This window comes from Arthrobacter sp. B055-34 (assembly GCF_059090425.1).
Genome location: NZ_JBNHFQ010000001.1, coordinates 483903 through 498927, shown reverse-complemented (window position 1 = coordinate 498927; position 15025 = coordinate 483903). Strand labels below are relative to the sequence as shown.

Genomic DNA, 15025 nt, shown 5'->3' with positions numbered 1-15025 from the left:
AACACATTCGCACCGTGGAACCAGAACAGAAAACGGCCGATCCACTGCCGGCGCCATCACCGATGTCTGCAGGTACGGCTGGGCAGGACCGAAGCTGGGGTAGATGCCTCAAGAACAGACTGGTTGTGACTGACACGCTGGTTGTCGCGACCTCCCTGTTCCTGGCCCAGCTTCTGCGCTTCGGTGTCACAGAGCAGGAACTCCAGCTGGCTGGCGCCGCTCAGACGTACTCGATGGTTTCGCTGGTTCTCGGCCTCATGTGGCTCGTGGCACTCATGATTACGCAAAGCCGCGCCCTACCGGTCCTCGGAGTAGGAAATGACGAGTACCGACGCGTTATCAACGCAACCATCGGAACGTTCGGCGCCTTCGCCATCGCCGCCATGCTGTTGAAATACGACGTCGCACGAGGCTATCTTGCCATCGCCCTGCCTGTCGGTCTTGGTCTTCTCCTCCTATCCAGGCATGTCTGGCGCCTTTGGCTGGGCCGGCAGCGATCCAAGGGGAACTATACGGACCGCGCCATCATCGTCGGCTCGGTCTCGGACGTTACTTTCGTAGGAGACAAGATCTTCAAGTCCCCGCAGACTGGCTACCGGCTGCTCGGTGCAGCCATTCGCGGAACTGAGGAATCCGAGGTCACGCTTGCCACGGGCCATAGGCTTCCCGTCATCAGCTCTCCGGAATCCGTCGTTCAGGCAGTCAAGGACCACAACTTTGACACTGTTATCGTCGCCGGCACAGCACAGAACGGACAGCGCTACCTCAAGGAACTGAGCTGGGAGCTCGAGGGGACCAACACCTCGCTCGTTGTCGCCAGCAAGCTGGTCGACGTTGCTGGTCCGCGAATCCACTGGCGGCCGGTCGAGGGCCTGCCGTTGATGAATGTCGAGATGCCGCAGTACGACGGCGCCAAGTTCACCTGGAAGCGCTCCCTCGACGTCGTTGCTTCGGCCTTCGGACTAATCGTCCTTTCACCCGTCATGCTGGCCATCGCCATCGCAATCAAGCTCGACAATCCGGGCCCGGTGTTTTTCCGCCAGGAGCGCGTAGGCATCCAGGGCAGCCGGTTCCACATGATGAAGTTCCGGTCCATGGTGGTCGACGCCGAGGCGCGGCTGAAGGAACTGGCGGAGCAGAACGAGGGCAACGGCACGCTGTTCAAGATGAAGCGTGACCCACGGGTAACCCGCGTCGGTGCTTTCATCCGCAAGTACTCTCTCGATGAAGTACCCCAACTCTGGAACGTTCTGATTGGCGACATGAGCCTAGTTGGCCCGCGTCCACCATTGGAGCGGGAAGTAGCTGTATATGAGCAGCACACCCACCGTCGACTTCTTGTACGTCCCGGCATCACCGGTCTGTGGCAGGTCAGCGGTCGCTCGGATCTATCCTGGGAAGAGAGCGTACGCCTCGACCTCTATTACGTGGAGAACTGGTCGCTGGCAGGGGACCTGACCATCATCATGCGCACCATCAAAGCTGTAGTCGCCAAGGACGGGGCTTACTAAGAACGACGGCGGCGTCCAGACTTACCAGCGAGCGTCACCTTTCACTAAGGTCACCGGAATACGTATAGGCTCCGGATTCTCTGGAACAGAGGAGCCGGAGCCTTTTCCTATGCCAACATGCGCGACGGGCTTTCTAGCCTCTCACAAGAGTGTCAGCGGCTGGGGAGACCGGTTGCTCCGAGCATGCCTGGCTTAGGTACAGATGAAACTACTGTGCCACGCTGAACAAACAGCGTGATTGAACTCCTCCTGGAAACACTTCGACCCCGGCATCCGAGGACACCGGGGTCGAGTTATTGGTTACGTTCGCGACGGGGAGAAGCTAGCGTCGTGCCGGAGGCACGCGCCGGTCCTGGACCGGTTCCCCGCTCAGCAATGCCCTGAACTCCTCTTCGGACTCCGAACCGAAGTCCGGGGCGGGAGCAGGAACAGGCGCAGCGGCGCGGCGCGGCTGCTTCTGCTTACGGCGGCCGCCCTTCGGTGCAGGCTCCTCTTCGTCCTGCTGGTAGTACTGACCGTAGTAGCCGTACTGGGCCGCGTCGGCACCCTGGGTGGGAACACGGTTGAGGATGGCGCCAAGAACATGGGCATCAACGCGGGCAAGGTTTCCCAGTGCCTTGTCGAAGGCGTCCACCGTGGTCTTGCCGGCGTTGAGGACCACCATCGCACCGTCTGCAACCTTTGACAGGATCGCGGCGTCAGTGACGGGGAGCAGCGGTGGAGCGTCAATCAGTACGGTTGCGTGTTCGGCGAGCTGCCTTAGCATGTCCGCCATCGAATGCGATCCCAGCAGTTCGCTAGGATTCGGCGGAATACGGCCAGCACCGAGGACGGCCAAGTTTGGAACCTGGCCCCAAACCTGCAGCACGTCTTCGAGGTCTGCCTGACCGCTGAGAACGTCGGTAACTCCAGCGCCAGGAACGAGGTCGAACATGCTAGTTACAACAGGCCTCCGGAGGTCGCCGTCTACTACAACTACGCGCTTACCGGCGGCTGCGATGGTAACCGCGAGGTTGGCTGTGACTGTGGACTTGCCTTCGCCAGGAACCGAGCTGGTGACAACAATGATCCGGGGCGGGTTGTCGACATCTACGAAACTCAGGTTGGTACGAAGTTCACGCAGGGCCTCTGACATGGCGTGGCTTGCTCGGTCACTCTGGAACTCAACGGTCCCGGTCTCGACAACCTTACGGCGATCCAGCATCCGCTTATCCACAGGAATGGTTCCGATGACGGGGACGCCGAACTGCTTCTCGATCATTTCCGCCGAACGGATTCGTCGATCCAAGTGGTTGCGAATCAGTGCGTAGGCAAGGCCGAGCATCAGACCAATGACGGCCCCGATGGCTAAGGTGAGTTTGACGTTGGGTGAGACGGGCGAGGTCGGGAGGGCCGCATCTGCCAGCGCGACAATCTGCACAGCAGCTTGCTCTGCGCCAGTGCCGGAAGTCTCGATTTCTTCGACTTGGTTCATCAATGCCGTGACCCAAGCGTCGGCCAGATTGCGCGCGTCGGCAGGGTCTTCGGAAGACGCCGTGATGCGGAGCTCCGCGGTGTCCAAAGGAGTTTCGACTTCGATTCGCTCGATGAGCTGCGCCGGTGTCGTGTCGAGGCCTAATTCGTCGATGACGGCCTGGGCGACAGGACGCGTAGTGGCAACACTGGCGTAACTGGTCGCCTTTGACTTAGCGAGGTTGTCGCCGGCCAAAGTCTGATTGATGTCTTCGCCCGCGCCGGCCGTCACCAGACCCATGGACTGAGCCTCGTAAACAGGTTTTTGCAGGAACGTCCAGCCGAAGGCCAGCAGGGTTACCAAAAGCGTGATGGCGACGATGCCGCGCCAGTATGTGTGTAGGACCCTAAGGTAGTCCCGGAGCTCAAGCCCTTGTGGCTGCTCTTCGGTTTGGTTCAATTCCACGAGACTCTTGCAGTCCTTCCAATGGCGGTCATCTGGCCCCAAGTCAGCCTAAAGTCTAACGCAGGTTACATGAACGGAAGGTAACGAGGTACCGCGTAGGCTCGTTCGAGTTAAAGATTTCACTCACGGTGCCGCTCTATGCGGATTCGGCGTCCCAGTGGCGCGCTGATAGACTGACTGCCGATGCCTAGGCGAGGGAACTCCATAGATCTTGTGGAGTGTCCGTTATCGACGGTGGCTAGATATGATCTTTCTAGACATTTTCCTGTAGCTCCGGCCATTGAACCGTAGAGAATCCTATTACTCCCAAGGAGACAGATATGTCTGATCTGAAACTGGCTGCCGAAGTCCGCAGCGAATTCGGCAAGGGCGCTGCCCGCCGCGCCCGCCGCAACGAGCAAATCCCCGCAGTGATTTACGGCCACGGCGCAGAGCCGATGCACATCCTGCTGCCCGCCAAGGCAACCACCCTCGCACTGCGTACGTCCAACGCTCTACTGACTCTGGACGTCGAGGGCGAACAGCACCTCGCCCTCGCCAAGGACATCCAGCGCGATCCGATCCTGCAGATCGTTGAGCACGTGGACCTGCTCACCGTCCGTAAGGGCGAAAAGGTGCACGTCGACGTCAACGTCCATGTTGAAGGCGAAGTTGCTCCGGGCGCTGTCCTGGAGCTGGAAGAGTACACCGTAGCAGTGGAAGCCGACGCTACGGCGTTGCCTGAGTCGGTCACCATCAACGTTGAAGGACGCCAGGTGGGCGAGCACATTTACGCCCGTGACTTGGAACTGCCGAAGGGGACCACCCTCGTGATCGAGGCCGACACCTTGATCGCCGCCATCTCGGCTCCGACCGTTGCTGAGGAGACTGAGGGGGCTGAAGGCGGCGCTGCAGAAGCTGCTGCTCCCGCTGAGTCTGCCGAGTAATTCTCCTCAGTGAACAGCAACACCTGGCTTGTAGTCGGGCTCGGGAACCCCGGGCCCGGCTACAGTCATAACCGGCACAATATCGGGCAGATGGTGCTGGACGAACTGGCCTCCAGAATTGGCGGATCTTTCAAGTCCCACAAGGCCCACGCCCAAGTGCTCGAAGCCCGACTTCGTATCGGCGGTCCCAAAGTAGTCCTGGCAAAGCCTCTCACCTTCATGAATCTCTCCGGCGGTCCGGTCTCGGCGTTGTCTAAGTTTTTCGATATCGCGCCCGACCACGTCGTAGCGGTACATGACGAGATCGACATCCCCTTCAACACACTCAAGCTGAAAATGGGCGGCGGAGAAGGGGGCCACAACGGTCTGCGGGACATGTCCAAAGCTCTCGGGACCAAGGACTACTATCGGGTCCGTGTTGGCGTGGGGCGTCCTCCGGGCCGAATGGACACGGCGGACTACGTCCTCAGGGACTTTGGGATCGTGGAGAAGAAGGAACTGCCATTCCTGATTAATGACGCCGCTGACGCCGTGGAGTTGATGGTTGACGAGGGCTTGCTGGCAGCCCAGCAGAAGTTCCATTCGAAGATCAGCTAGACGAAACTGACCTGAACGTCTAGTATCAATTGTCGGGAGTGCGAAAGCCATCCCGCCGAGCGCTCTTGTCGCTCACAGCCTTAATGGCTCCGAAAGCGGGGGCCGACGATGGGCGGCCTCTGAGACTGGGCCACCCCCATCCCATCGTCGGTCCCTTTTTCGTGCCCGGATTCGATTCATCTGAAAGCAAATTAGGCGCTACTCACATGACCGCTGCGGGCCGAACATGGGAAGATTAGGGCAGAGTTGTCTTGCGTATTGCAGGCAACTGATCCTGCCCAGTCAAACAAGGAGCACCCGCAGTGCCTGTGGTTTCCACTCCAACAACGCTGAAGCACTCTGTCGGCGCCATCAATAACGCCGAAGTCCTGCGTATACGCAATGATTTCCCCATCCTGAACCGGGAAGTCAACGGACGCCCGCTGGTTTATCTCGACTCCGGAGCCACTTCGCAGAACCCGCTGAGTGTCATTGAAGCCGAGCAGGAGTACTACGAGCAGCGCAACGCCGCCGTCCACCGCGGCGCACACAGCCTTGCGGTCGAAGCCACCGACGTTTACGAGGCGGCGCGTGAAACTGTCGCCAGCTTCATTGGCGCCCGCACCAACGAACTGGTCTGGACTTCCAATGCGACCGAGGCCATCAACCTCATCACTTATGCTTTCTCCAACGCCACCGCAGGCCGTGGGGGAGAGGAAGCCGAGCCGTTCGTGCTGAAGCAGGGGGACGAAATCGTGGTGACCGAGATGGAACACCACGCGAACCTGATTCCGTGGCAGGAACTGGCGTTCCGTACCGGCGCCACACTGCGCTACCTGCCAGTGGACGACGACGGCGCCCTGCAGCTCGAGCGCGCCAACACGGTGATCACGCCACAGACAAAGATCCTGGCGTTCACCCACGCATCCAATGTTTTGGGCACGATCAATCCTGTTGAGACACTGGTGACTATGGCCCGAGAGGCAGGGGCCTTTGTTGTCCTGGACGCGTGCCAGTCCGTGCCGCATTTACCTGTGGACGTGAAAGCGCTCGACGTCGACTTTGCTGTCTTCTCCGGTCACAAGATGCTGGCTCCTACTGGCATCGGCGCGCTCTACGGCAAGGCTGAGCTGCTCAACGCGATGCCACCGTTCCTGACGGGTGGCTCGATGATCACGACAGTCACCATGGAGCACGCAGCGTACCTGCCGGCACCTACGCGTTTCGAAGCCGGAACACAGCGGATCTCGCAAGCAGTGGCACTGGCGGCGGCCGTGAATTACCTGCAGGAAACGGGCATGGACCGTATCCATGCATGGGAAGTTGAGCTCGGACAGCGACTCGTCACCGGCTTGGAGCAGATAGACGGCATCCGGGTCCTAGGGCCGAGGGCCGGCTCCGAGCGGATCGGTCTGGCCGCCTTCGACGTAGACAGGGTCCATGCCCATGACGTCGGCCAATTCCTAGACGACAAGGGCATTGCCGTCCGCGTGGGCCACCACTGTGCTCAGCCACTGCACCGCCGGCTCGGCCTGATAGCCACCACCCGGGCCAGCACCTATCTGTACAACACCACGGACGACATCGATGCCTTCCTGGAAGCCGTCGCCGGAGTCCGCCCGTTCTTTGGAGTGAAGTAAGTGAGTTCCGAGCTACAGCAGCTGTACCAACAGATCATCTTGGAGCATACGAAGCTCCGAAATGGCGCTGGACTAGCCGAGACACCTGAGGGCGACAAGGTGGGGGAGTCGCACATGCTCAACCCCACCTGTGGTGATGAGATCACCCTCCGTGCATCCGTGCATGCAGACGGTGATAAGCGCACGCTCTCGAGCATTAGCTGGGACGGGCAAGGTTGTTCTATTTCCATGGCATCCGCATCAGTCCTTTCCGACATGGCGCTTTCAATGGAAAGAGATGAGCTTATGAAGCTCGTGGATCAGTTCCGTGAGGTTATGCGGTCCCGTGGCAGCATTGAGGCGGACGAAGAGATTCTTGGGGACGCGGCAGCATTCTCAGGAGTTTCGAAGTACCCAGCACGCGTCAAATGCGCAATGCTCGCTTGGGTTGCATTGGAAGAAGCTCTTCTGGCAGCCAATTAATGCATGCCGGTATAAAGAATGCCCGGAACCGATCGGTTCCGGGCATTCTTTATACGTCAGCGTCGACTAGGCATTCTTGCGGCGGGACACTACCACTGCGGTAGCACCTGCACCAAGGGCCAGTACACCGGCACCGCCCCAGAGGAGGGCGCTGGAATCCAAGCCGGTGTCGGCCAAGCGATCGCCGTTTGCTACAGCTTCGTCATTGGCTGCGGATTCGTCGCCGGCTCCGGCGCCACCGTTGCTGCTATCGTCGCCCGGAGTGGCCGCACCATCTACGGCGACAACCTCAACCGTGGCGGACTGGACTACGCCTGACTCCTGGCCCTCAGCGGTGAGGGTGTAGGTGCCCGGTTCGCTCAGTGCAATTTCGGTAGCGAATGCGCCGTTTTCGTCGGCTACTACACTGCTGTCGTCAACAACCGTTGCCGGCACGATGACGCCGGTTACACCGGCGCCGAGTCCGCCACCGAGACCTAGGCCGCCAACGCCAGAAGCGGTGGGCTCGGTTTCAAGGGTAATGGTGATGATGATGGTTTCGCCGGGAATGAATCCTTCACCGCTGAAGACGAATGTCTCGCCCGGAGCTACTGTACTGTCGGAAACTTCGGCAACCGGCGGGGCCGGGTAGGGCAAGGCCTGTGCAGCGCCGGCGCCCAGGAAGGTCAGCGATCCGGCGATGGCCAAGGCAGTCAAGGTCTTTTTCATAAGTGATCCCCCGTGGGTCAGATGTATAGGTGCAGGTGTGAAGACAGACTAGCTTTATTCGTGTATGACGCTACATCGATGAAACGATTGAAGCAACTTGGGCAACTGAAAATTCCAACGTTTAACCCCGAGTTAACATTAGGAAGTGCAATTCGGACTAGATTTCGCTGGAGCTACTACTTCTGAACGAGCTTGGACTGTTGGAGTAACGCGCAATTGAGGCTCGTCCGTTTCGTACAAAGTGGAAAATTCAAACTCAACTGTGGTCGATTCTCCAGGCTTGAGCGAGACCGTCAGCCCGCCCACGGGACTGGTCCCGTGACGGTAGGAGCCGAACGACGATGTTTCGCCGTTGACATCTGCCGACGCAAGTAGCCATTCCGACGGGCCATAAGCATAGATATTCGTCCTGATCGTCCCTGGGCTCACGCCAAAGTTGCCACCTCCTGTGACATATTCAGGCAGAGTCTCCGCCGCATCTAAAGGTGCATTGTTAGTCAGCGTCGCCTGAACTGCATAACGGTAGTATCCGTCCGGATGGCATCGCTCAATCAGCTGTATTTCGCGTTCCACGTAGTAATCCATCTTGGCGCCGGTGCCGTCGTTGAAATACACGCCAATTGTCGGCTCATCGGTCAAGATGGAGCCACCGAGCGTCGAAGCACTAATTACCGTCTGCTCATCTTCGAACTCGGACCATACGAACAATCGCTGATCCTCGGCGCTATCCTGTACGGCCTTTAGCATCTGCACAGAATCCGTACTCCCGTCGGTCAAGGCAGCGAAAATGTCGCTGGCAACTGCAGCAAAATAAGCATCTTGAACTTGAGGTTCTTCGATTTCCCGGTAAACGTCGGAGAGCAAGGTCTGGACCACGTTCTCGCTGTCGAGCGTCGTCGGGAGGTCACCCGTACCTACCGGTAGAGAGTCGAGCGAGCTGAGTTCTACCGGTCCCGTGGCCACCAGAAGTTGCGACAAAACAACAGCATCAAGTGCAATGACACCGTCGATCTTCGCCTTCGGATTCTCCTTCTCCCACATTGCTTGCGCAGTAGAGGCCGCAGTCGGGAAGTCGGGAGTGAGGTTGACGTTTTGCATATATCCACCGAGACGGGTGGTGTAAATCTGTTCCTGTTCTTCATCCACTTCCAGCGGTGGCTTGAACCTGCCCAGAGCCGATGCGCTGCCATGGTCTGTGAACGCGATTTGGCCGTCGCTTGTCTTGAGCACAACCAGGGCTCCCGGGATACCACCCGTAGCACGGATCTCCGCGTTGTTCTGAACCAGAACCAGATAGTTCCGGTCACCGTCTCCTCCGAGCATTGCCGGGAGGATTTCCGCCGTCGAGGCCGCGCCATGGAGAGTTCCTTGGACGCCCTCCAGCGCTGACGTGGCCTGGTCAAGCGGCTCCGACAGTTGCGGGAGGAGCTGTCCCTCATCGATCTGGTTGAGGCTTTCATATGCGGCCGAGACGGTAGCGGAAGCTCGTGTTAACTTTGGTGCAAGTTCTCGAAGCGGCTGTAACTCGATTTTTCCGTCTTTGGGGACGAAGGCGTCGAGCCCGCCAGGTCCGATGGAATCCATGAGGGGACCGGCGGCGCCAACCACGACGTCGGCCGCAACTGTGATGTCGGTAACTGCGGAGAAGTTTTGACCAAACCATGGCAACACGCCGGCTGCGCGCCAAAGCGGGTCGGTCCCGGCACCCCGTGCTTCGGCTGTGTGCGTTTCTATCTGTTCCAGATACGCAGCCGCTTCTTTGATATTGCCCTCAGCGATAGCGGATTGCATGGCGGGTACGAGTTGGGTGGTAGCTTCCAGATTGTCTTTGACCTGCATTGCACGGAAGGCCAACCACCCTACGGCCAAGAGGAGTAGTAGCACTAGTGCCGTGAGCGGAAGTACTACGCGAAACATCCGTTGTCGGGACCGTTTGCGCCCATATCCTGACCGCCGCCTTTTCACTGTCACCACAGAGCTTCCTTGACGTGCTTCCGTGGTGGCATCTGCGGCGCCTGGCATAAACGTCCTTTGTGAAAGCGTGAGTGAGACCTCGACAATGGTACCCATCCGGGATGCCGCACCCCAATTGGAGATGTGAACGTTTAGAGGACGTCGGTGTCGCCGCTGGCGCGGAGGGATTCGACGGCCTTCTTGACCTGCTGGGCGTGTTCCTTGGTGGTGATCAGCAGCGCGTCCGGGGTGTCTACGACAACGACGTCGTTAATGCCGATCAGCGCGATCACGCGCTTGGTATCGGAGACCACCATCCCGGTCGAGTTCTCCGCATACACCCGCGCGCCCTCGCCGAGCACTGTCAGGTTGTTCGTCTCCGACGCGGCGTTCAGCCGGCCGATCGCGGCGAAGTCCCCCACATCGTCCCAGGAGAAGTCGCCGGGAATCATCGCCACGTCCCCGGCCGCGGCCGCCGGCTCCGCCACCGCGTAATCGATCGCGGTCTTCGCCAGTCCCGGCCACACCCGGCGGACCACGTCGCGGCGCTTAGGGGTGTCCCAGGCCGCGGCGATCTCCATCAAACCGGCGTAGAGCAGCGGCTCGTTGGTCTCCAGGTGTTTGAGCAGCAGCTCCACCGGGGCCACGAACATGCCCGCGTTCCACGAATACCCGCCCTCGGCCAGGTATGCCTGCGCGGTCTCGGCGTCGGGCTTCTCCACGAACTCGGTCACCCCGAGCGCGTTCGGCGCCGCGCCGATGCCCAGGTTCCCGTTGGTGCGGATGTACCCGAACCCGGTCGAGGGGTGGTTGGGGGTGATCCCGATCGTGACGATGTAGCCCTCGGCGGCGGTATGGATGGCCTCGCGCACCGCGTCCTGGAACTTCTCCACCGGGTTGATCACCTGGTCCGCGGCGAAGGAACCCATGATGATCCGCGGATCCCGGTGGTACAGGATCGCCGCGGCCAGCCCGATCGCGGCCGCGGAGTCCTTCGGTTCGGGCTCGAGCACCAGGTTGTTCTTCGTCAGCTCCGGCAGCTGCGCCAGCACCGCCTTGCGGTGCGCGGTCCCGGTGACCACCATGGTCCGGTCCCCGCACAACGGCTCCAGACGCGAATACGTCGCCCGGATCAGCGTGCTCCCGGACCCGGTCAAATCATGCAGGAACTTCGGCGCCGCCGCCCGCGAAAGCGGCCACAACCGGGTCCCCACCCCGCCAGCCGGAATAACACCGTAAAAACGGCCCAGCACATCCGACTTCTCGGTACCAAGTGTTGTCATGCTTATTCCCTAACCAAGTTCAGGACGGTGTCCCGGACTTTGTCGGCTCTCCGTGTTTCGTGGTGAATTCCACTGCTGCGATGCATGATCAGGCGGCCGTTCTGGCGGCGCTTCTGAGCATAATACGCGCCGTGTAATTGGCGCTATTTACGATCCCGCGGCCGGTTCTTTTGATGTGTTTGATCGCCGTATTGTTGGCTTCCACTTTGCTGGTCGTGGCGTCGCTGACGATGAGGACTTCTATCTCCTGCCATCAGCGGCAGACGGTGCGCCAGAGCCGGTTGGTTTCAGGCTGTCCGGCGCGTTCCACCAAGCGCTGGAGCGTGTCCTTGGCAGCCGCGGCGTCGGCCAGCGAACCTGTCCGCAGCAGTGCACGTAGCTGTTCCTTCACGTCCCAGGCTGCCTTCAGCTTGCCGGTGGGATCATCGACGTCGAAGACTGTCTGCAGGCGGTTCCGGGCACGGTCGGAGAGGGTTTCGGAGGCGCGGAGCAGCAGAAGTCGGTTGGCCCAGACCGGGTCGCCGGAACGGCCACGCCGGCCCTTGGTTTCCTGGGTCAGCCGCTGGCGGACTTCGGTCAGCATGTTATTCCCGAGCATGACCATATGGAACGCGTCGACCGAGACCGCGGTGCGGGGCAGCCACATCCGCAGGGCCTTGCGGAACGCCGCCGACGGGTCGATGGCCACGACCTCCACGCCGAGCCGCCAGTCCAGCGGGCGGGCGAAGAGCCAGTCGCCGACGCCCCTGCTGTCGCGGCCGTCGACGACGCCGAGCACCTGCCCGCTGTCCAGATCCACGATCGTCGTCATCCACGGTTCGTAGCGCTTCCAAGCATTGGTTTCAGGGTCCCTGAAGTAGCGCACGGAGCGTAAGCGGTGTTCATCGATTCCCAGTCTCTTCGGCTGCAGGTTGTTCACGTCGGGTAGTTCGGTCATGGCATTGTTCAGGGAACGCTGCACCAGCCACCACGAGACTCCGAACGCCGCCGCTGTTTCGGTGGCGGCCCGTCCCGAGCCGATCACGGCGGAGACCAGCGCGTCCTGCAACCGGCGGGTGGAACGTGCCCGGCGCGGGACCTCCGCGGTCGACTCAACGAAGGTCTGCCGTGGGCATTCGGGCTCGTCGCAGAAGAATCGGCGCTTGGACCAGAGGACTTCCACCGGGCCGGCGAGGGGAATATCGCGGACACGCTGTTTCCGCCGGGAATGCCGCCGCGTGCCGATCACTCCGCAGGACGGGCAACCGGATTCGATGGTTGTTTCCACGTGGATCCGGCGCTGGCCGAAGGTCAGGATGTCTGCGTTGAGAACCCGGTAATCGGGCAAGTTGAAGATCGCGGTGGCAGCATCGCGGCGCGCGGGAGTAAGCTCGGTCAAGCTCGTAGTTCCTGTCAGTGATGAATGCGTCGAGAACATCCATCACAGCAGGGCTACGGGCCCTTCACATAACTGGCCCGGTACCCGTTTTCACCACCAACCACGGAGAGCCACTTTGTCCAGTTGTCAGCGGCCATGAAAAACTGCCCATAGATGGCCACGAAAGTGCCCGCTGGCGGCCAGTAAAACTGCCCATTCGCGGCCATGTAATCTGCCCACTTTCTTACTGAACCGACCGCGTCTTAAGCGGTGGGGGCCTCTCCCTGGGGTTTGATGACGGTGTCTAAGCGCATCAAAACTGAACCAGGAAGAGACCCTGTATGAAGTCTGACGGAGAAATCATGGAAATTCTTGCTGCCTACGAACTGACCGGGTCGTTCCGTGCCGCGGCCGAGCTGGCCGGCTGTTCGCACCACACTGTGGCCAAGCATGTTGCTGCCCGTGATGCCGGGCGTCCGATCGCTGAACGCGCGGTCCGGGACCGGGTCACGGATGCGTTCATGCCGAAGATCGAAGAATTGGTCGAGCGTTCCAAGGGCCGGGTCCGGGCGGATAAGGTCCACCGGACGCTGCGCCTGCTCGGCTACGAGGGCTCCGAGCGTTCCACCCGCCGCGCCGTCCACCGGGTCAAGGCGGCCTGGCGGCTGGGCCATACCCGCGTGCACCGGCCCTGGATCACGGAGCCCGGGATGTGGCTTCAGTATGATTTCGGCGACGGTCCCCGGATCGGCGGGGTCAAGACGATCCTGTTCGTCGCGTGGCTGGCCTGGTCGCGGTTCCGGATCGTGATCCCGCTGCGGGACCGGACTGCGCCGAGCGTGTTCGCCGCCCTGGACCGGTGCTTCCGCATCGTGGGCGGCGCCCCGACGTATGTGCTGACCGATAACGAGAAAACCGTCACCACGATGCATGTTGCCGGGGTGCCGGTACGTAACCAGCAGACCCTGGAGTTCGCCCGGCATTACGGGGTGAGTGTGCTGACGTGCCAGCCGGCCGATCCGGCGACGAAGGGCGGCGTCGAAGCCTCGGTGAAACTGGCCAAGGCCGACATTGTGCCCACCGACACCAACCTTCTGGCCGAGTACGCCACGTTCGCGGGGCTGGAAGCGGCGTGCGAGGCGTTCATGGACGAGGTCAACCACCGTGAGCACCGGGTGACCCGGCGCAAGCCGGTGGCGATGCTCGGCGAGGAACAGCCCCGGCTCCACCGGATCCCGGACGCCGCGCATACGGTCGCGTTCGGGCTCTCCCGCACGGTTCCCCAGAACACGCCGATGGTCACGTTCGAAAACGCGCAGTACTCCGTGCCGGCGCACCTGCTCGGCGCCCGCGTGTTCGTGCGCACCCACGGCACCGGCATCGATGAACAGGTCATCTTCGTCCACCACGGCCCGGCGGGACCGGTCGAGGTCGCCCGCCACCGACGTGCCCGCCCGGGCAGCCCGGCCATCATTGACGAGCATTTCCCCGGCAGCGGTGAGAAAATCCCCGGCGACTACACGGTCACGGCCCGCACCGCCGCGGAGGCCGAGTTCCTCGCGATCGGCGACGGCGCCCGGACCTGGCTCCTCGAAGCCGCCGCGGCCGGAACAGCCCGGATGAACGTGAAAATGGCCGAAGCCGTGACCCTGGCCAAAATAGCCGGCACCGCCGCGGTCGACCGGGCCCTGGGCAACGCCGCCGTCAACGGGCGCTTCGCCCACGGCGACCTGGCCTCCATCCTCAACGCCGGCGCCCGCCGCACCACCACCCACGCCGCCGGCGAAACCCGCTCCCTGACCCAAGGCACCGCCGCCTGGTCCGCCCTGGGCGTCACCACGAAGAAGGACACCGAATGAACCCCGTGCCCACAACCACCGCCCCGCCGCTGCCGGCAGACCTCGAGCAGCTAATGCGGCAACTGAAAATGCCCCACGCCCGCGCCCTGGCCCCGGAACTGCTCGACACCGCCCGCGCCCAGCGCTGGGAACCGGCCGAAATCGTCAAAGCCCTCTTCACCGAGGAAACAGCAGGCCGCGCCCGCTCCATGCTCGCCACCCGGCGCAAGGCCGCCGGCTTCCCGACCGGGAAAACCTTCGACGCCTGGGACCCCGACGCGTCCTCGATCCCGGCACCAACCCAGCAGTCCCTGCGCACCCTGGAATGGATCACCCGGCGCGAGAACCTCGTCGTCTGCGGGCCCTCCGGGACCGGGAAAACCTTCTTCCTCGAAGCCCTGGGCCAGCAGGCCGTCGAAGCCGGAATGCGCGTCGCGTGGTTCACCCTCGAAGACCTCGGCACCCTGATCCGCGCCCACCGCGCCGATGACAGCGTCACCAAAGCCGTCACCCGGATCCTGCGCGCCGAACTCGTCGTCATCGATGACATCGGCCTGCTCCCGGTCGCCGCGGACGCCGCCGAAGGCCTCTACCGCGTCGTGGACGCCGCCTACGAAAAACGCTCCGTCGCGGTCTCCTCCAACCTGCACCCGGCAGGCTTCGACGAGCTCATGCCCAAGACCCTCGCCACCGCGACCGTGGACCGGCTGCTGCACCACGCCCACGTCTGCCAGACCAGCGGTAAATCCATCCGCCTGACCCAGGCCCTCGCCGGGAAAGGAGTCAACGCCCTGAACTAACCCGAACCGGTGGACGGCCAGCCCCGCAGAACACGACGTGGGCAGATTTGCTG

The 15025-nt window shown here is 61.7% G+C and carries 11 protein-coding genes and 1 pseudogene; 7 read left to right on the top strand and 5 right to left on the bottom strand.

The window, feature by feature from the left end; genetic code table 11:
• The first annotated feature begins 125 nt into the window (after window positions 1–125).
• Window positions 126–1511: a sugar transferase gene (locus tag AC5RWO_RS02175; protein WP_498729034.1), complete on the top strand. Its 1386-nt coding sequence runs from the start codon at window positions 126–128 to the stop codon at window positions 1509–1511.
• Between the two features lie 322 nt (window positions 1512–1833).
• On the opposite strand, the gene AC5RWO_RS02170 is transcribed toward AC5RWO_RS02175, so the two are convergent.
• Complete coding sequence (locus AC5RWO_RS02170) at window positions 1834–3429, bottom strand: tyrosine-protein kinase domain-containing protein (RefSeq protein ID WP_498729033.1); 1596 nt, start codon at window positions 3427–3429, stop codon at window positions 1834–1836.
• A 320-nt stretch (window positions 3430–3749) separates the two neighbouring features.
• Between AC5RWO_RS02170 and AC5RWO_RS02165 the strand changes: the two genes are divergently transcribed.
• The 4 genes from AC5RWO_RS02165 to sufU all read left to right on the top strand — a co-directional run bounded on the left by AC5RWO_RS02165 (window position 3750) and on the right by sufU (window position 7033).
• The gene (locus tag AC5RWO_RS02165) at window positions 3750–4355 is read left to right on the top strand and encodes a 50S ribosomal protein L25/general stress protein Ctc (RefSeq protein WP_498729032.1); all 606 of its coding nucleotides are present in this window, start codon (window positions 3750–3752) and stop codon (window positions 4353–4355) included.
• 9 nt (window positions 4356–4364) lie between these two features.
• Window positions 4365–4952, top strand: coding sequence for an aminoacyl-tRNA hydrolase (gene pth, locus AC5RWO_RS02160; protein ID WP_498729030.1), 588 nt, complete (start codon window positions 4365–4367; stop codon window positions 4950–4952).
• A 302-nt stretch (window positions 4953–5254) separates the two neighbouring features.
• The gene (locus AC5RWO_RS02155; RefSeq protein ID WP_498729028.1) at window positions 5255–6571 is read left to right on the top strand and encodes a cysteine desulfurase; all 1317 of its coding nucleotides are present in this window, start codon (window positions 5255–5257) and stop codon (window positions 6569–6571) included.
• Entirely contained in the window at window positions 6572–7033 is a 462-nt protein-coding gene (gene sufU, locus AC5RWO_RS02150; RefSeq protein ID WP_498729027.1) for a Fe-S cluster assembly sulfur transfer protein SufU, read from the top strand.
• 66 nt (window positions 7034–7099) lie between these two features.
• Here the strand turns inward: sufU and AC5RWO_RS02145 are convergent, their stop codons facing one another.
• The 4 genes and pseudogenes from AC5RWO_RS02145 to AC5RWO_RS02130 all read right to left on the bottom strand — a co-directional run bounded on the left by AC5RWO_RS02145 (window position 7100) and on the right by AC5RWO_RS02130 (window position 12394).
• Complete coding sequence (locus AC5RWO_RS02145; protein ID WP_498729026.1) at window positions 7100–7741, bottom strand: LPXTG cell wall anchor domain-containing protein; 642 nt, start codon at window positions 7739–7741, stop codon at window positions 7100–7102.
• Between the two features lie 138 nt (window positions 7742–7879).
• Entirely contained in the window at window positions 7880–9580 is a 1701-nt protein-coding gene (locus AC5RWO_RS02140) for a DUF4012 domain-containing protein (RefSeq protein WP_498729025.1), read from the bottom strand.
• Between the two features lie 266 nt (window positions 9581–9846).
• Window positions 9847–10977 carry a mannose-1-phosphate guanylyltransferase gene (locus tag AC5RWO_RS02135; RefSeq protein WP_498729024.1) on the bottom strand — a complete coding sequence of 377 codons (1131 nt, stop codon included), beginning with the start codon at window positions 10975–10977 and terminating at the stop codon, window positions 9847–9849.
• 88 nt (window positions 10978–11065) lie between these two features.
• A pseudogene (locus tag AC5RWO_RS02130) lies at window positions 11066–12394 on the bottom strand (ISL3 family transposase).
• Between the two features lie 281 nt (window positions 12395–12675).
• Between AC5RWO_RS02130 and istA the strand changes: the two are divergent.
• Together istA and istB are read left to right on the top strand one after the other, a co-directional pair.
• Window positions 12676–14193: an IS21 family transposase gene (gene istA, locus AC5RWO_RS02125; protein WP_498729023.1), complete on the top strand. Its 1518-nt coding sequence runs from the start codon at window positions 12676–12678 to the stop codon at window positions 14191–14193.
• A complete protein-coding gene (istB, locus tag AC5RWO_RS02120) occupies window positions 14190–14972 on the top strand; it encodes an IS21-like element helper ATPase IstB (RefSeq protein ID WP_498729022.1) in 783 nt (260 codons plus the stop codon). Before istA ends, istB begins: the two co-directional genes overlap by 4 nt.
• Window positions 14973–15025 lie beyond the last annotated feature (53 nt).

Coding starts and splice junctions, on each gene's coding strand:
- AC5RWO_RS02165 (WP_498729032.1), top strand. CDS start 3,750: ATGTCTGATCTGAAACTGGCTGCCGAAGTCCGCAGCGAATTCGGCAAG.
- AC5RWO_RS02145 (WP_498729026.1), bottom strand. CDS start 7,741: ATGAAAAAGACCTTGACTGCCTTGGCCATCGCCGGATCGCTGACCTTC.
- AC5RWO_RS02140 (WP_498729025.1), bottom strand. CDS start 9,580: ATGCAGGTCAAAGACAATCTGGAAGCTACCACCCAACTCGTACCCGCC.
- AC5RWO_RS02135 (WP_498729024.1), bottom strand. CDS start 10,977: ATGACAACACTTGGTACCGAGAAGTCGGATGTGCTGGGCCGTTTTTAC.
- istA (WP_498729023.1), top strand. CDS start 12,676: ATGAAGTCTGACGGAGAAATCATGGAAATTCTTGCTGCCTACGAACTG.
- istB (WP_498729022.1), top strand. CDS start 14,190: ATGAACCCCGTGCCCACAACCACCGCCCCGCCGCTGCCGGCAGACCTC.